The organism is Streptomyces sp. NBC_00258, from assembly GCF_036182465.1.
Lineage (GTDB): Bacteria > Actinomycetota > Actinomycetes > Streptomycetales > Streptomycetaceae > Streptomyces.
This window is the reverse complement of record NZ_CP108081.1, coordinates 8148519-8164941: the sequence shown is the minus strand read 5'-3', so window position 1 is coordinate 8164941 and position 16423 is coordinate 8148519. Positions and strand designations below refer to the sequence as shown.

Sequence of the window (16423 nt, the reverse complement as noted above, 5' to 3'; positions counted from 1 at the left end):
GTGCCGTCCACGAATCCTGTGAGCCTTGAGGATCTTCAGAGGTTCGGGGGCCGGCGGGCGGGAGGGCTCGGCTCACCGATTCCAGGCGCTCAGCCCGCCGTTTCCAAGTAGCGCAGGACCGCCAGCACCCGCCGGTTCCCCGTGTCGGAGGGCAGCAGGCCGAGCTTGGTGAAGATGTTGGCGATGTGCTTCTCGACGGCCCGTTCCGAGACGCCGAAGGACGTGGCGACGGCGTGGTTCGTACGGCCCTCGGCCATCAGCGCGAGCACCTCGCGTTCGCGGGGCGTGAGGGCGTCCAGGGCGGTGGCGCGGCGGCTCGCGCCGAAGAGCTGGGCGACGACCTCCGGGTCGAGGGCGGTGCCGCCGGCTGCGACCCGTTCCAGTGCGTCCACGAACTCCCCGATGTCGACGACCCGTTCCTTGAGCAGGTAGCCGACGCCGCCCGGGTTGGTGCCGAGGAGCTGTGCGGCGTACTTCGTCTCGACGTACTGGGAGAAGATCAGCACCCCGGTGCCGGGGTGGTCCGCGCGCAGGCGTACGGCGGCCCGCAGTCCCTCGTCGGTCTGGGTCGGCGGCAGCCGGATGTCGACGACGGCGGCGTCCGGGCGGTGCTCGGCCACGGCGGCGAGCAGCGCGTCGGCGTCCCCGACGGCCGCGGCGACCTCGACGCCCCGCAGCTGGAGGAGCTGGGCCAGCCCGTCGCGCAGCAGGGCGGAGTCCTCGGCGATGACAACGCGCATACGGCCCCCGTGATCAGTAAGGCAGCTCGACCGTGACCACCGTAGGGCCTCCCGGCGGGCTGTCGCAGGTGAGCGTGCCGTCGACGGTCCGTACGCGGGTCAGCAGACCGGTGAGCCCGGAGCCCGCGCCGATCGCCGCGCCGCCGCGTCCGCCGTCGTGGACGGTGAGCCGCAGCAGTCCGGCGCGGGCGGTCACCGTCACCGTGGCGCCGGCCGCCCCGCTGTGTTTCGCGGCGTTGGCGAGGAGTTCCGCGGCGCAGAAGTAGGCGATGGACTCGACGGCGGGCGCGGGGCGGGCCTCGATGTCCGTGACGACCTCGACGGGCATGGCGCTGTCGGCCGCGAGGGTGGCGAGGGCCGTGTCCAGGCCCTGGTCCAGTACGGGAGGGTGGATGCCCTTGACGAGGTGGCGCAGGTCGGCGATGGCCTGCTTGGCGTTGCCCTGCGCGGTGTCGACGACCGCGAGGAGCCGTTCGCGGTCGGCGTCCGCTCCGACCAGTTCCCGGATCATCGTCAGATGCATCGCGAGCCCGACGAGCCGGGCCTGTGTGCCGTCGTGCAGGTCGCGCTCGATACGGCGGAGGGTCGCCGCCGCGTCGTCCACGGCCTGGGCGCGCGTCTCCTCCAGCGTGCGGATGCGGCGCTCCGCGTCGCTCGGACCGAGCGTGGCGGCGAGCAGCGCGCGGTGCGGGGCGAGGGCGTGCCACAGCAGCCAGGGGGCGGCGGCCAGGAGGACGAGTCCCGCCACCATCGGGATCAGCCACCGCGGCCAGGAGTCGAGTTGGACGCCGAGGACTTCGAGCGACACGTGCCGTACGGAGTCGCCGTCGCGCACGGTGTGGTGGTTCCAGCGCTTGAGCAGCGGGTGCAGGGCGCTCTGGGCCCCGTACGCGTACGCGCCCAGGACCGCCACGTATCCGAGGATGGCCGTGAAGGGTGTGGCCAGCGCGCAGCCGACGGCCCGCCAGCCGGCCCGGCCGAGGAGCAGGGCCCGCCTTCTGCCGAGCACGCCCCGCGCGGGAGGCGTCGGCGGCTCCTCGATCTCCAGGTCCAACAGCCGCCGTGCCAGGGCCCGTTGGGCCGACCCGAGCGCGAGCGCGCCCCGCACTGTCAGCGCCAGCAGCCACAGGCCCAGCGTGGTCACGGACAGGGCTCCGCCGACGACCAGCCCCACGAGCGTGAGCACGAAGCCGACGAGGGCGAGCGGGAGCGCGATCAGGGCGTAGAGGAGTACGGCGAGGGCCTTCGGCGTGAAGGCGGCGATCGGACGCCTCAGGACGTCGAGCGCGAGCGCGGCGGTCAGTCGGCGCATGTCGTCAACCTATGGTCGGGCAGCACGGCAACCTAGGGTCGGGCATCGCGTGAACCTGCGGTCGGACATCCCGCGACCCTGCGGTCGGGCGAGGAGCCCGGTTCCTCCGGGGAGCCGCCCCGTCCGGCTCCCCGGGGTGATCCGGACCGCTCCACGTCCAGGAAGCGCCGCACGAGCCCTCGCTGCCACCGGCCGGCCGGCCCGACCGGCACGGCCGGCAGCGCGTACGCGACCCGCCGCCAGGCCCGCGCCGTGAACGGTTCGCGCACGACCTGCCAGGTCCGTACGGCCGTGTCGTCCCGGACGTACGGCTGCTGGGTGGTGTCCATGGGTCGCTCCCCTGTGTATCTGTCCGCGTGCGTGCGCGTGTCCGTGTGTGTCCGTGTGGGCGCGGTCCGCGCCCGGGTGCCCCGGCATCTCAAGACTTCCCTGCTCCGGGCCCGCGATCGATGGTGCTCGCACGGCACCCGGGGGTGGGGATAACCGCACCTCGGGCCCGTTCCGGGCGACCTCACCGCGCCCCCGCCCCGCCCGCCGAAAACCCTCACATCCGCGCCCCGGCCCCGCTGAGGGCAGCGTTCCCCGCGGGAAACAGTGGTGATGCGACCGGGTAACACCGGCACCGCACGCTGCGATGCATGACCTCGAATACGCGTGTGGTGGTGATCGGCGCCGGCCTCGCGGGCGTACGTCTCGCCCGCAGGCTCGGAGAGCTCGGCGTGTCCGCCGTGCTCATCGGCGACGAGGAGCACACCCCGTACAACCGGGTCCTGCTCGCGGAGGTCCTGGCCGGGCGATACGCCCCCGAGGTCATCGCGCTGCCGACACCCGAGCGGCTGACCCGTGGCCGGGCGGTGCACATCGACCGCGCGGAACGTCAGGTGCACTTCGCCGACGGCTCGGTGATCGCATACGACACGCTGGTGCTGGCCACCGGTTCGAACCCGGTCCTTCCGCCCCTGCGCGGCCTGTTCGGCCCGGACCGGCACGAACTGCCCGAAGGTGTCCACGCGTTCCGCACGATGGACGACTGCCTGGGCCTGTCCAAGGCCGTACGGCCGGACACCAGGGCCGTCGTCATCGGCGGCGGACTGCTCGGTGTCTCGGCGGCCCGCGCGCTCGCCGAGCGCGGCGCGCAGGTGATGCTGGCCCAGCAGGGCGAACGACTGATGGAACGTCAGCTCGACCCGTCGGCGTCCAAGTTGGTGCTCCGGCACCTCAAGAACCTCGGCGTCGAGGTGCACACCGAGAGCCGGGTACGCGGCGTGCGCTGCCTCGACGGGGCGGTCCGCTCGGTCGAGATGGCCGACGGGTACGCCCTCGACGCCGACCTGGTGGTACTGGCCTGCGGGGTGCACCCGCGGGTGGGCCTCGCCCGGGACGCGGGGCTCGCCGTGCACAAGGGCGTCATCGTCGACGACGAGCTGCGCACCTCCGACCCGCGCATCCGGGCGATCGGCGACTGCGCCCAGCACGACGGAAACGTCTACGGTCTCGCCGCGCCCGCCCTCGAACAGGCCGACGTCCTGGCCGAGCTGCTGGCCGGAACGGACTCGGGAACGGATTCTGCCGGGGCCCCCGCGGGCTACACCGGCACCCGCGCCCTCACCCGTCTCACCCTCGCCTCCGGCACCCCTCTGGACCTCGCCGCCTTCGGGGAGCACACACCGCTTCCCGGCGACGACGTCATCCAGCTCACCGACGCCACCCGCGGCACCTACCGCAAGGTCGTCGTCCGCGACGACCGCCTGGTCGGCGGGGTCCTCGTCGGCGAACTCGGCACCGTAGGCGCGCTCGCCCGCGCCTGGGAGGGAGCAGAGCCGCTTCCCTCCGACGGCGCCCCTCTGCTCCACCTGCTCACCAACGATGGAGGCTCCTGATGTCCACGACCGCACTTGTGGGGACCGGCCCCCGCCCCACGATCGTGCTCGTCGGCCATGGCATGGTCGGCCAGCGCTTCCTCGAAGCGCTCGCCGAGCGCGGCCTGACCGCCACGCACCGCGTGGTCGTGCTGTGCGAGGAGCCACGCCCCGCGTACGACCGCGTTCAGCTGACCTCGTACTTCTCGGGCACCTCTCCCGAGGAACTGTCCATGACGGACATGGAGTTCATCAAGGACCACGGGATCGAGCTGCACATCGGCGACCCGGCCGAGACGGTCGACCGGGCCGCGAAGCGGGTAACGGCCCGCTCCGGCCTGGCAGTCGACTACGACACGCTCGTCCTCGCCACCGGCTCGTACCCCTTCGTACCGCCGGTGCCGAACAAGGACGCCGAGGGCTGCTTCGTCTACCGCACGATCGAGGACCTCCTCGCGATCGAGGAGTACGCGAAGACCCGCACGACCGGCGCGGTGGTCGGCGGCGGTCTGCTCGGCCTGGAGGCGGCCGGCGCCCTCAAGGGCCTCGGACTCACCTCCCACATCGTGGAGTTCGCGCCGCGCCTGATGCCGGTGCAGGTCGACGACGGCGGTGGCGCGGCCCTGCTGCGCACCATCGAGGACATGGGCCTGAGCGTCCACACCGGTGTGGGCACGCAGGAGATCGTCACGGACGCCTCGGGCGCCGTGACCGGCATGAAGCTGTCCGACGGCTCCGAACTCGCCACCGACCTGGTGGTCTTCTCGGCCGGTGTCCGCCCCCGCGACCAGCTGGCCCGCGACTGCGGTCTGACGGTCGGCGAGCGCGGCGGCATCACCGTCGACGAGCAGTGCCGGACCGTGAACGACCCGCACGTGTTCGCGATCGGCGAGTGCGCACTGGCGGCGGACGGCAGGGTGTACGGCCTGGTCGCGCCCGGTTACGAGCAGGCCGAGACGGCCGCCGCGACCATCGCCACCGACGAGGCGTCCTTCACCGGCGCCGACCTGTCCACCAAGCTGAAGCTGCTCGGCGTCGACGTGGCGTCCTTCGGCGACGCGCACGGCACCTCCGAGGACTGCCTCGACGTCGTCTACTCCGACTCCCGCTCCGGCACGTACAAGAAGCTGGTCATCGGCCGGAACGGCGAACTGCTCGGCGGCATCCTGGTCGGCGACGCGGAGGCGTACGGCACGCTGCGCGCGTTCACCGGCTCGGTCCCGCCGATCTCCCCGGAGCAGCTCGTCCTCCCGGCGGGCGCCGGCGCCCCCGTCCAGCTCGGTCCGTCCTCGCTGCCGGACGAGGCGATCATCTGCTCCTGCCACAACGTCACCAAGGGCGCGATCCGCGGCGCGGTCACCGACCACCAGTGCACGACCGTGCCCGAGGTGAAGAAGTGCACCAAGGCCGGTACGGGCTGCGGCAGTTGCGTCAAGGTCCTCGGCCAGCTCGTCACCTCCGAACTGGAGGCGACCGGCGTCGAGGTCGACAAGGGCCTGTGCGGCTGCTTCTCCCAGACCCGCGAGGAGCTGTACGAGATCGTCCTCGCCCTGCGCATCACCTCCTACCGGCAACTCCTGGACCGCTACGGCCGCGAGAGCGCACGCGGCGGCGACGGCTGCGAGGTCTGCAAGCCCACGGTCGGCTCGATCATCGCCTCGCTGGCGCCCACGATCGGCGCCAACGGCTATGTCCTGGAGGGCGAGCAGGCCTCGCTCCAGGACACCAACGACCACTTCCTCGCCAACCTGCAGAAGAACGGCTCGTACTCGATCGTGCCGCGCATCCCCGGCGGCGAGATCACCCCCGAGAAGCTCATCGTGATCGGCGAGGTGGCCCGGGACTTCGGCCTCTACACGAAGATCACCGGCGGCCAGCGGATCGACATGTTCGGCGCACGCGTCGAGCAACTCCCGCTGATCTGGGCCCGGTTGGTGGACGCGGGCTTCGAGTCCGGGCACGCGTACGGAAAGTCGCTGCGGACGGTCAAGTCCTGCGTCGGGCAGACCTGGTGCCGCTACGGCGTCCAGGACTCGGTGCGCATGGCGATCGACCTGGAGCTGCGCTACCGGGGCCTGAGGTCACCGCACAAGCTCAAGTCGGCGGTGTCCGGGTGCGCCCGCGAGTGCGCCGAGGCCCAGTCGAAGGACTTCGGCATCATCGCCACCGCGAACGGCTGGAACCTGTACGTCGGCGGCAACGGCGGCGCGACCCCGCGCCACGCCGACCTGCTCGCCCAGGACCTCTCCGACGCCGAACTGATCCGCCTGATCGACCGCTTCCTGATGTTCTACATCCGCACGGCGGACCGCCTGGAGCGCACCTCGACCTGGCTGGAGCGGATCCCCGGCGGCCTCGACCACATCCGCGAGGTGGTCGTGGAGGACTCGCTGGGCATCTGCGAGGAGCTGGAGTCCCTGATGACGGCGCACGTCGCGAACTACCGCGACGAGTGGGCCGAGACCATCAACGACCCGGAGAAGCTCTCCCGCTTCGTCTCCTTCGTGAACGCTCCGGACACCCCCGACCCGGTCGTCGGCTTCGTCCCCGAGCGCGACCAAATCAAGCCCGACCTGCCGCTGCTGACCATCGGCACGCGTCCCCTGGAAGGAAGCGCCCAGCGATGACCCTCGCACCCGAGACGATCACGACGCAGGTCCAACTGCAGCTGACCGACGGCTGGTTCAGCGTCTGCGACATCTCCCTGCTGTTGCCCGGCCGTGGGGTGGCGGCGCTGCTCCCCGACGGCCACCAGGTCGCACTCTTCCTGGACCGCACTGGCCGCATGTACGCGATCGACAACCGCGACCCGTTCTCCGGCGCGGCGGTCCTCTCCCGCGGACTCACGGGCACCCACCAGGGCCGCCCGTTCGTCGCCTCACCGCTCCTCAAGCAGCGCTTCGACCTGGAGTCGGGCCAGTGCCTGGACGACGAGACGGTGCGGGTGGCGACGTACGAGGTGCGGGCGCTGTAAGCCGCCCTAGTGCCGAATTCCATCCCGCTCGCCCCGGGCTTCATCCTGATCGCACCGGATTCATCTTGACCGATCGTTTCAGAAAGGTCTAGGCTGCGGTACGTGGCCAGGACCAAGGAGTTCGATCCGGACGCCGCGCTGCAGTCGGCTCTCGAGCTGTTCTGGCGGCGCGGCTACGAGGCGACGTCGATGGCGGATCTCGTCGAGCATCTCGGCATCGGGCGCGCCAGCATCTACGCGACCTTCGGCAACAAGCACGAGCTGTACCTGAAGGCGCTCGACCGGTACGGGGAGTCGCGCGACGCGCTGACGCTGCGCGAGTTGTCGCAGGCGGGGGCCGCGTTGCCCGCCGTGCGCGCGCTGGTGCGGCGGTTCGCCGCCGAGGCGACGGACGACGCCCGCCGGAGGGCGGGCTGTTTCGTCACCAACACGGCGGCCGAGCTGGCACCTCACGACGCGGCGGCGGCCCGGCTGGTGGAGCTCAGCTGGGATCACATCGAGACGCTGATGCACTCGGCGCTCGTCCGGGCGCAGGCACAGGGGGAGCTTGCGGAGGATCGGGATCCTCGGGCCCTGGCTCGTATGTTGCTGGTGTTGATGCAAGGGCTTCGGGTGGTCGGGAAGGCCACGGCGGAGCCCGGGCGGGTTCGGGATGCGGCCGAGCAGGCTCTGACCTTGCTCGACTGATACCGCCCACGCCCGCTGTCGCCTGCGGAACGGTGGGGGCCTGTCGCGCAGTTCCTCGCACCCCTGAAGGGCGCGTTTCGGCTGCTCCCATATTGAAACGATCGGTCTAATTAGGGGGAACTTGTGGCTGTGACAATGGCACCTCCTCGCTCCGGTCGGGCTGCGTTCGTGTTGCTCGGCGGTGTGCAGGTCACCCTGATATTCACGTTGGCCGCCGTGGCTGTGCCGTTGCCCGGGATCGGGGTGGAGTTCGGGGTGCGGCGTGAGGAGTTGATCCTGCTCAGTGCGGCGTACGGGCTGACGTTCGCCGGACTGTTGCTGTTCGGGGGACGGCTCGCCGACCGGTACGGCGGGCGACGGGCGCTCACCGCGGGGCTGTTGGTGTTCGGGCTCGCGTCGGTCGCCGCCCCGCTCGCTCCCGGGTACGACGCGCTGCTCACGGCCCGGCTCGTCCAGGGTGCGGGCGCGGCCCTGATCGCGCCGGCCGCGATGGCGGTGCTGCGGACGGTGTTCCCCTCCCCCACGGCGTACGGCGGGGCGATGGCCACCTGGGGCGGTCTGTCCGTCCTCGGCGCCACGGCGGGCAATCTGCTCTCCGGCGTCATCTCCGCACTCCTGTCCTGGCGTTGGGCCTTCGCCGTACCGCTCGCCGTGACGGTGGCGGCGCTCGCGCTGGCGCCCCGGGTGCTGCCCGCGGCGGCCGGGCCCCACTCCGGGACAGGCGGGCCCGGGCACCCGGCCCGCCCCCGTCTCGATCTGCCCGGCGCGCTCTTGGCCACGGCCGGGCTGTCCTCCGCCAGTTACGGGCTCGTGCTCACCGACGCGTGGCCCTGGACGTCGGGCCGGGTGCTGACGCCGCTGGTCACCGGCGTCGTACTGCTGGCCATGTTCGTCGGAGTCGAGCGGCGGGCCCCCGATCCGCTGCTGCCGCCCGGCTTCCTGCTCGACGGGCGGCGCGCGCTCGGGCTCGCCGCGACCGCGCTCACCGCGGCCGGGACCGCCACGGTCTTCGTGCTGTTCTCGCTCCACCTTCAGGACGAACGCGGCTGGTCGGCGCTGCGGACGTCGACCGCGTTCGTACCGTTCGCCGTGGCGCTCCTCGCGTCGGGCCGGGTGGCCGGGCGGCTCATCGGCCGGTACGGGGCGCCCGTCCTCACCGGTGCCGGGCTGGCCGTCGGCGCCGTGGGCCTCGTACTCCTCGCGCTCCTCGGACTGAACGACTCGGTCCCGTACGCGTACGGGCTCCTCCCCGGCCTCGTCCTGCTGGCCGCCGGGGTCGCCGGCTCCTTCGCCGGGGCCGCGGTGCTGGCCACCGACCGGGTGCCGGCGGAACGGACCGGGCTCGCGGGCGGAGTGCACAACACGGCGATGGAGACCGGGCCGACCGTCGTCTTCGCCCTGCTGCTCGGCGTCGGCGGCGACGCGGCGAGTCTCGCGATGACCGCGGCCCTCTTCGGCACCGCCGCCCTGGCCCTGCGGCTCGCCCGCGTCTGATCCTCGCCCGCCTTCACCTCGCCCGTTCCTGTCCCCCTCCCCAACCCTGTTCCCTCGCCCAGCCCTGTTCCCTCGCCGGCCGCCGATCTTCTCGCGCACCTCTGGCGCTCGCTCACACCCGCGTTCCTCAACTCACCATGTCCGAAAGGGAGTCACTCATGAACCGCACCCGCTTCTCGCACCGCACCGTCCTCGTCACCGGGGGCGGAACCGGGATCGGGCGGGCCGTCGCGCTCGCGTTCGTCGCCGAGGGGGCCTCCGTCGTCGTGGCGGGCCGCACCCGGGCGGCGCTCGACGAGACCGTCGCCCTCGCCGAACGGGCCGGTGGCACGGCGGTCGCGCAGATCGCCGACGTGACACGCTCGGCGGATGTGGAGGCACTCGTCCGCACGGCCGTCGACCGGTTCGGCTCCCTCGACGTCGCCGTGAACAACGCGGGCGTCTTCCGCGGCGGACAGCCCGTCGCCGACCTCCCCGAGGAGGACTGGCGGACCCTGCTCGACATCAACGTCACCGGTGTACTCCTCGCCCTGCAGGCCGAGGTCCGGCAGATGCGGACCCAGCCGGGCGGCGGGGCGATCGTCAACGTCTCCTCCAACCTGGGCGCGCACAAGCAGTGGCCCAGCACCACCGCGTACGGGGCCTCCAAGGCCGCCGTGTCCGCGCTCACCGCAGGCGCCGCGCTCGATCATGTCGCCGACGGCATCCGTATCAACGCCGTGAGCCCCGGTGCCTCCGCGACCGCCATGTCCCTGCGGCCCGGCGAGACCGAGGCCGACCGTGCCGCGCGGATGAAGGAGGAGTCACCGCTCGGCCGCGTCTCGTCGACGGAGGAGGTGGCCGAGGCCGTTCTGTATCTGGCCTCGGACGCGGCGGCGTCCGTGGTCGGCACGGACCTGGTGATCGACGGGGGTGCGTCGTTGTAGGGGACGACACGCGATGACGTCGAGTGCGGGCCGCATGTGGTTGCTCGCGCAGTTCCCCGCGCCCCTTAACAGCAGGGGCTACCGCCCGTCTTCAGGGGCGCGGGGAACTGCGCGACCAGCCCCCACCGGCCCGCACATTCAGAACACCCGTTGAGCGGCGCTCTCCAGCGGTCTCGGGGGCACCGCAGGGGCACCAACGACGGGCGGCAGCCGAACCACCGCGTCAAGCCCGCCGGAGGCGGAGGAAGCCGCCCGCAGGAGGACATCCCCACCACTCGCATGGGCAAGGCGCTGAACAAGGGCCAGCCCCAGACCCGTACCGCCCTTCGGCGCGTCGGGAGCGCGCCAGAACCGGTCGAAGGCGCGCCGGCGCTGTTCCTCGGTCATGCCGGGGCCCTCGTCCGTGACATGGAGCTCGACGCGGGCCGGACCCGCCTGCCGGTGGCCGAAGCGGCGCTCGTGGGTCTCCGGCCTGCGCAGGTCGATGGCCACGGTGGAGTGGCGGGGCGCCACCCGCAGTGAGTTGGACAGCAGGTTGTCCAGGATCTGCTCGACCGCTCCGGGCAGGGCGAGCACCGGCCCGCCGTAGTCGCCGAGCAGCACGAGTTGTACGCCGTGCTGCTCGAACATCGGCGCCCAGGCCCGGTGCCGCTCCGCGCAGACCCGGTCCAGGTCCACCTGCTCACGCACCGCCGCGCTCTCGTCGAGCCGGGCCATCGCCAGCAGCCCCTCGACCATCCTGGCGAGCCGGTCGGTCTCGGTCACCGCGGCGGTCAGGTTGCCCCGGGCGTGCAGCGCGATGTCGGACTCCAGGTTCTCCAGGCGCAGCCGCAGCGCGGCGAGGGGCGTCTTGAGCTGGTGCGAGGCCTCACCCGCGAAGGCGCGCTGGGAGGCGAGGAGGTGTTCGAGGCGGGCGGCCGTACGGTTGAAGGTGGCCGCGAGACTCCGTACCTCCGGCGGTCCCTTGGTGATCGCCACCGGTGTGGACGGGCCGCCGTCGGCCAACTCGTGTGTGGCACGCTCCAGTTCACGGATGGGGCGGCCGGTCCAGCGGGCGATGGCGAAGCCGATGACCGCGACGGCGGTGAGGGCCGCGAGCCCGCCGAGGGCCAGCAGCAGCCAGACGTGGTGCACCCGCGCATGCACCATCTGCGTGGGCAGCGTGATCCACACGGCGCCCTGTTTGTACGAGCCGTGCGCGATCGGCGCCGCGACGGACAGGTACTGGACGCCGCCGATGGTGGAGGTGCGGACGTCCTGCGTGGCGGTTCCCCGCAGCGCCGCCGCGATCCCGGGACGGGTGGCGAGGCCCTGCGTCTCCGTCGCCGACAGCGTGTGCGAGCTGGTGACCAGCGCGCCCGACCGGTCGACGATCACCACCTTCCCGTCGATGCGCTCGGCGCAGCGGCTCACCCTGCCGGGCAGGTCCCGCTCGGCGCGGCCGCCCATGGAGAGGGCCAGCGACGCGTACGCGGAGACCGACTCCGCCTCGTCCTTCGCCATGTTGGTGACCCGCTCCCGCTCGCCCCGGGAGTAGACGAAGCCCAGCGGGATCTCCAGGCAGAGCAGGAGCAGCACGGCGAGACTCAGGTAACTGAGCAGGAGGCGACGTGTCACCGGAAGGCCGCCGGCCGGGCTTCGTGCGATCCGCCGTCCGGGAGGTCGTCGTACGGGCCGTTCGACCCGCTCGACCCGAACGACTCAAAAGACTCGAACGATCCGTACGAGCCGGATGAACCAGGCGAGCCGGTAGAGCCGCTCGAGCCCGTCGAGCCGGTCGATCTGCCGGGCCGCTCCCCGTACGAGCCGCCCGCCTCCCCGCTCGCCGCTCCGCCCGAGGTCCCGCCCGCCGAGGGCGGCCGGTTCTGCACGGCGAGTCTGAAACCGACCCCGCGCAGGGTCTGGATCCACGCCGAGTTCCCCAACTTCCGTCGCAGCGTGGCCACATGGACGTCCAGCGTCTTGGTCGGGCCCTGGTAGTGCGGGTCCCACACCCGGTCCAGGATCTGCTGCCGCGAGTAGACCGCTCCGGGGTCCTCGGTGAGCAGCGCGAGCAGTTCGAACTCCTTCGGCGTCAGCGAGACCGGCGCGTCCCCGACCCAGACCTGCCGGGTGCGGCGGTCGACGACGAGAGGGCCGGGGGCGGGCGGCGTCTCGTCGACCGCCTCCGGCTCGGCGTCGAGTGCTCCTCCGACGGGCCCCGCCGCCTCCCGCCGCGGCCGCCCGGGCGGGACCGGCGGCGCGAACTCGAAGGCCGGCCCGGCCTCGAAGGAGCGCGACGACTCGTCGAAACGCCGCCCGACACCGGACGACCGGTCGTAGGAGCCGTACGGGTCGTACGCGTCGGAGGACCGGGTGGCACCGGACGGCAGGTCGTACGGGTCCGGGGCACGGGTGCTCCCGGAAGAGTCGTACGGGTCCCCGGCACGGACGCCTCCAGAAGAGTCGTACGAGGTCGATGCGCGGGTGCCCCCGACGGAGTCGTACGACTCAGGCGCGCGAGTCGCTCCGGAGGGGTCGTAGGAGGACCGCGTACCGGCGCCGTCGGACGGGTCGTACGAGGACCGCGCGCGGGTGGCGTCGGTCCGGTCGTACGAGGACTGCGTGCCGCTGCCGTCGGACGGGCCGTACGAAGATCGCGTACCGGCGCCGTCGGTCCCGTCGTACGAAGACCGCGCGGCCGATGAGGCATCCTCCCCGGCGACGGCCTGCCCCGGTTCGCCCGAACCGGCAATGTCTCGCCCGGCGTTGCCCAGGTCGGGGCCGCCTCGCCCGGACCCGAACCGCCCTGCGGTGTCCCGCCGCGTGGTGTCCCGCCCGGGGGCGTCCGGCCCGTCGGAGAACGACTCGCCCGCGAACGGTTCGCCGCCGAACGACTCGCCCCTGAACGGTTTCTCGTCCCGCGGTTCCGCGGCCCGGGGCCGTGTGCCGGAGGGCGGGGCACTCGGAGAGGACCCCGACTCGTACGCCCCCTCGGAGCCGGACCGCCAGCCGGACAAGCCGGCATCCGAGAAGCCGGCACCCGAAGACCCTGCACCCGAAGCCCCGGCATCCGAGAAGCCGGCATCCGGAGATCCCGCACCGAGCGTCCCCGCAGCGGCGGTCGGCCCGTCGCCGAGCAGGCCGGCCACCCGCACGCCCGCCCCGAGGGTCCCCGTGCCGACAGGACCCGATCCGAGCGGGCCCGTGCCCGGCGCTCCCGTGCCGAACGGGCCCACCACAGGTGTCCCGCCCGGCGGCGTTGCCATCAAATCGCCCTCGGTCAGGCCTGGTTGGAGGCCGCGGCCCTGTTGGGCGCGCCGGGTGACCGCCCGTATCCGGGCCACCAGCTCGCGCAGGCTGAAAGGTTTCGCCAGATAGTCGTCCGCGCCGAGTTCCAGACCCAGAACGCGGTCGGCCTCCTCGCCGCGCGCGCTGAGGATGATGACGGGCACATCCGAGTACTGCCGGATCCCCCGGCAGACGTCGATGCCGTCCATGTCGGGCAGCCCCAGGTCGAGCAGGACGACATCGCCGTACGGCCCTCTCAGACCGGCGGCGCCGGTCGAGACGTGGTCGACCGTCAGCCCGAAGTGGCCCAGACCCTCGGCGAGCGGCTCGGCGATCGTCTCGTCGTCCTCGATGAGCAGCACTCGTACGCCCATAGGCCCTGTTCTCCCCATGAATCCGGACAGCACGAATTCCGTGCCGTGGAGGGGACACGCTACAAGAGCCGTCATGGGCACGTCGCCTATACCGGAGGTAATGTGACCGGCTGCTCAAAAACCGTCCATGGATGGCTCGTTGACGATGATCCAGCCCGGCCGGGACGAAATATGGGCCATTCCTGGTCGCGCTCTAGTGTTCCGTTAACCTTCGCCTGGCAGTCGCCTCTCTACGGTGGGAGCACGACGGGAAAGCCCTGGTCGAACCCCCTGCCGGGAGGAACCGTGAAGGCACTGCTGGACCGCGCCCGCTCGTTCAAGAGGCGCGTCGATTTCGAGAGCGGCGAATACCGGAAGCTGGCCGAAGGCCAATATCCGGAGGCATTGTTCATTACCTGCTCGGACTCGCGGGTGATACCCGCCCTGATCACAGGCGCACGGCCCGGAGAGATATTCGAGCTGCGGAACGCAGGCAATATCGTGCCACCGCACGGACGGCAGAGCGCGTCCGGCGAGGCCGCCACCATCGAGTACGCACTGGAGGTGCTCGGCGTTCAGGACATCGTCGTGTGTGGCCATTCCCACTGCGGCGCGATGGGCGCCCTGAAGTCCGGCGACGACCTGTCCGCGCTGCCAGGGGTGGACGCCTGGCTGGACCTGGCCCGCCCGGAGCTCGCGCCGTTGCTCGACGGCGCGTTCGAGGACCCGTCGATGCCGGCCGTGGCCCAGCTCAACGTCGTCAACCAGCTTGCGGCACTGCGGAGTTACCCGCTGACCAAGCCCCGGCTCGACTCGGGACGGCTACGGCTGCACGGCTGGTACTACGAGGTCGACACCGGCCAGGTGCACGAGCTGGACGAGGACGGCCTCTTCCGGGTGCACGCCGCATGAGCGGGCTGCACGCGCGCGGACGCGTACCGGCGCACGCCAGGATCCCGGACGCCTCGCCCGCCCCGGACTTCCCGGCCCCGAACGCCCCTCACCACGCCCCGACTTACCCACCGGACACCGCCCCGACGGCAACCTCCCCGATGGCCAAGTCCGCCAAGCCTGCCAAAACAGACCAGACGGCCAGGGCGGCCAGGACGGCCAAGAACGCCAAGGGGCCGAAGGCCGACCTCGCCACCGAGATCACCGCCTCCCTCGTCGTCTTCCTCGTCGCGCTCCCCCTGTGCATCGGCGTGGCCGTCGCCTCCGGTGTCCCCGCCGAGCTGGGCATCATCTCCGGGGTGATCGGCGGCCTGGTGGTCGGCGCGGCGCGCGGCAGCACGCTCCAAGTCAGCGGTCCGGCGGCCGGGTTGGCGGCCCTCGTGGCGGAGACGGTCCTTCAGTACGGCGTCGCCATGCTCGGTGTGATCGTCCTCGGCTCGGGCATCCTGCAGATCGTCCTGGGCCTGGTCCGCCTCGGCCGGATCTTCCAGGCGATCTCCCTGGCCGTCGTCCAGGGCATGCTCGCGGGCATCGGACTGCCGCTGATGTTCAGCCAGTTGTACCCGATGTCCGACTCCAAGGCCCCGGGCACCCCGATCGAGAACATGGCCGGCCTCCCCGGTCTGATCGCCGACACCGTGGCCAACCCCCAGGCGCTGATCGCCGCCGGGCTCGGCGTCGTCACCATCGTGCTCAGCTTCCTGTGGAAGAAGATGCCGGGCCCGGTCAAGAAGATCCCGGCCGCGCTCGTGGCCGTCGGGATCGGCATCGGGGTCGCCTCCATGCCTGGCGTGGACGTGAAGACGCTCCAGGTGGGCAATCTGCTCGCGTCCGTCGACGTGCCCGGCCCGACCGAGTTCGCGGGACTCGCCGACGTCGGCATCATCACGGCGATCCTCACCTTCACGGTGATCGCCTCGGCGGAGAGCCTCTTCACGGCCGCCGCCGTGGACCGTATGCACAGCGGTCCGCGCACCCGCTACAACCCCGAACTCATCGCCCAGGGCGCCGGAAACACCGTGGCGGGCCTCCTCGGAGCGCTCCCCATCACGGCGGTCGTGGCCCGCAGCTCCGCGAACGTCCAGGCGGGCGCCAAGACCCGGCTGTCCCGCACGCTGCACGGCCTGTGGCTGCTGGCCTTCGCGCTGCTCCTGCCCCAGGTCCTCGCCCTGATCCCGATCGCCGTCCTCGCGGGCGTCCTCGTACACAGCGGCTGGAAGCTCTTCGCCCCCGAGGAGTTCCCGAAGATGTGGCGCCAGGACCGGGGCGAGTTCGCGGTCATGACCCTCACCACGCTGGTCATCGTGGCGACCGCGCTCCTCGAAGGCGTCCTCTTCGGCCTCGCCGCCGGGATCGTACTGGCCGCGCTGCGCATGTCGCAGACCGTCATCAAGCAGCACCTGGAGGAGGACACCGCCAAGGTCGTCATGGCGGGCAACGCCACGTTCCTGCGGCTGCCCCAGCTGATCGAGGCCCTGGAGGCCGCCGCGGAGGCGGGCAAGCCGCGTATTCGGCTCGACCTGACGGGTGTGACCCACCTGGACCACGCCTGCCGCAACCAGGTGGAGGAGTTCGTCGCCCAGCAGCGGGGGTTCGGCCTGCGGGTGGAGCTGCTGATGCAGGGGCCGGCGAAGCCGGTCGGCACGCCTGCGCCTGTGGCGGACTTGGCTGGGGAGCAGGATCGGTCGGCCGGGACCGCACCGCCCAGGCGGCCGTACGCGTCCACGGGTGCGGGGCCGACGCAGGGGCCCGGGCCCACGGCCGAGTGGTTCTATCTCGATACGCGGCCCATGCCTGAGGAGTACGCCTCTCGTTGAGCTCCGCTCGGGTTGTTCGTACGTGCGGGTTCATTGTGGC

12 protein-coding genes and 2 pseudogenes are annotated in these 16423 nt (G+C 72.0%); 8 read left to right on the top strand and 6 right to left on the bottom strand.

The annotated features are described in order from the left end of the window. Positions 1–89 precede the first annotated feature (89 nt). The 3 genes from OG718_RS36450 to OG718_RS36440 are packed head-to-tail and all read right to left on the bottom strand — an operon-like array spanning position 90 to position 2381. A complete protein-coding gene (locus OG718_RS36450; RefSeq protein ID WP_143631889.1) occupies positions 90–740 on the bottom strand; it encodes a response regulator transcription factor in 651 nt (216 codons plus the stop codon). Between the two features lie 13 nt (positions 741–753). Further along, a complete protein-coding gene (locus OG718_RS36445; protein ID WP_328846207.1) occupies positions 754–2052 on the bottom strand; it encodes a sensor histidine kinase in 1299 nt (432 codons plus the stop codon). Between the two features lie 32 nt (positions 2053–2084). Further along, positions 2085–2381: a hypothetical protein gene (locus tag OG718_RS36440; RefSeq protein WP_328846206.1), complete on the bottom strand. Its 297-nt coding sequence runs from the start codon at positions 2379–2381 to the stop codon at positions 2085–2087. A 309-nt stretch (positions 2382–2690) separates the two neighbouring features. Between OG718_RS36440 and OG718_RS36435 the strand changes: the two genes are divergently transcribed. The 6 genes from OG718_RS36435 to OG718_RS36410 all read left to right on the top strand — a co-directional run bounded on the left by OG718_RS36435 (position 2691) and on the right by OG718_RS36410 (position 9992). After that, the gene (locus OG718_RS36435; protein ID WP_328846205.1) at positions 2691–3932 is read left to right on the top strand and encodes an NAD(P)/FAD-dependent oxidoreductase; all 1242 of its coding nucleotides are present in this window, start codon (positions 2691–2693) and stop codon (positions 3930–3932) included. After that, entirely contained in the window at positions 3932–6538 is a 2607-nt protein-coding gene (gene nirB, locus OG718_RS36430) for a nitrite reductase large subunit NirB (protein WP_306940227.1), read from the top strand. Before OG718_RS36435 ends, nirB begins: the two co-directional genes overlap by 1 nt. Continuing rightward, the gene (gene nirD / locus OG718_RS36425; protein ID WP_328846204.1) at positions 6535–6885 is read left to right on the top strand and encodes a nitrite reductase small subunit NirD; all 351 of its coding nucleotides are present in this window, start codon (positions 6535–6537) and stop codon (positions 6883–6885) included. The genes nirB and nirD overlap by 4 nt, the downstream gene beginning before the upstream one ends. Before the next feature lie 102 nt (positions 6886–6987). After that, positions 6988–7572: a TetR/AcrR family transcriptional regulator gene (locus OG718_RS36420; protein WP_143631903.1), complete on the top strand. Its 585-nt coding sequence runs from the start codon at positions 6988–6990 to the stop codon at positions 7570–7572. Between the two features lie 135 nt (positions 7573–7707). Beyond that, positions 7708–9066 carry an MFS transporter gene (locus tag OG718_RS36415; RefSeq protein WP_328846203.1) on the top strand — a complete coding sequence of 453 codons (1359 nt, stop codon included), beginning with the start codon at positions 7708–7710 and terminating at the stop codon, positions 9064–9066. Positions 9067–9224: 158 nt separating this feature from the next. Further along, complete coding sequence (locus tag OG718_RS36410) at positions 9225–9992, top strand: SDR family NAD(P)-dependent oxidoreductase (protein WP_328846202.1); 768 nt, start codon at positions 9225–9227, stop codon at positions 9990–9992. Between the two features lie 138 nt (positions 9993–10130). Here the strand turns inward: OG718_RS36410 and OG718_RS36405 are convergent, their stop codons facing one another. The 3 genes and pseudogenes from OG718_RS36405 to OG718_RS36395 all read right to left on the bottom strand — a co-directional run. Continuing rightward, positions 10131–11609, bottom strand: a complete 1479-nt coding sequence (locus OG718_RS36405) for a sensor histidine kinase (RefSeq protein ID WP_328846201.1) — start codon at positions 11607–11609, stop codon at positions 10131–10133. Between the two features lie 239 nt (positions 11610–11848). Beyond that, positions 11849–12139 (bottom strand): annotated as a pseudogene (locus OG718_RS36400) (winged helix-turn-helix domain-containing protein); the annotation flags it as partial. A 1148-nt stretch (positions 12140–13287) separates the two neighbouring features. After that, positions 13288–13636: pseudogene (locus OG718_RS36395) on the bottom strand (response regulator transcription factor); the annotation flags it as partial. A gap of 285 nt (positions 13637–13921) precedes the next feature. Here OG718_RS36395 and OG718_RS36390 point away from each other — a divergent pair. Beyond that, positions 13922–14527, top strand: a complete 606-nt coding sequence (locus OG718_RS36390) for a carbonic anhydrase (RefSeq protein ID WP_306940221.1) — start codon at positions 13922–13924, stop codon at positions 14525–14527. Beyond that, entirely contained in the window at positions 14524–16383 is a 1860-nt protein-coding gene (locus OG718_RS36385) for a SulP family inorganic anion transporter (protein ID WP_328846200.1), read from the top strand. Before OG718_RS36390 ends, OG718_RS36385 begins: the two co-directional genes overlap by 4 nt. Positions 16384–16423 lie beyond the last annotated feature (40 nt).

Bases quoted from the DNA above. Each gene is read 5' to 3' on its own strand.
- nirD (WP_328846204.1), top strand. From the start codon at position 6,535: ATGACCCTCGCACCCGAGACGATCACGACGCAGGTCCAACTGCAGCTG.
- OG718_RS36445 (WP_328846207.1), bottom strand. From the start codon at position 2,052: ATGCGCCGACTGACCGCCGCGCTCGCGCTCGACGTCCTGAGGCGTCCG.
- OG718_RS36450 (WP_143631889.1), bottom strand. From the start codon at position 740: ATGCGCGTTGTCATCGCCGAGGACTCCGCCCTGCTGCGCGACGGGCTG.
- OG718_RS36410 (WP_328846202.1), top strand. From the start codon at position 9,225: ATGAACCGCACCCGCTTCTCGCACCGCACCGTCCTCGTCACCGGGGGC.
- nirB (WP_306940227.1), top strand. From the start codon at position 3,932: ATGTCCACGACCGCACTTGTGGGGACCGGCCCCCGCCCCACGATCGTG.
- OG718_RS36415 (WP_328846203.1), top strand. From the start codon at position 7,708: ATGGCACCTCCTCGCTCCGGTCGGGCTGCGTTCGTGTTGCTCGGCGGT.
- OG718_RS36385 (WP_328846200.1), top strand. From the start codon at position 14,524: ATGAGCGGGCTGCACGCGCGCGGACGCGTACCGGCGCACGCCAGGATC.
- OG718_RS36435 (WP_328846205.1), top strand. From the start codon at position 2,691: ATGACCTCGAATACGCGTGTGGTGGTGATCGGCGCCGGCCTCGCGGGC.
- OG718_RS36440 (WP_328846206.1), bottom strand. From the start codon at position 2,381: ATGGACACCACCCAGCAGCCGTACGTCCGGGACGACACGGCCGTACGG.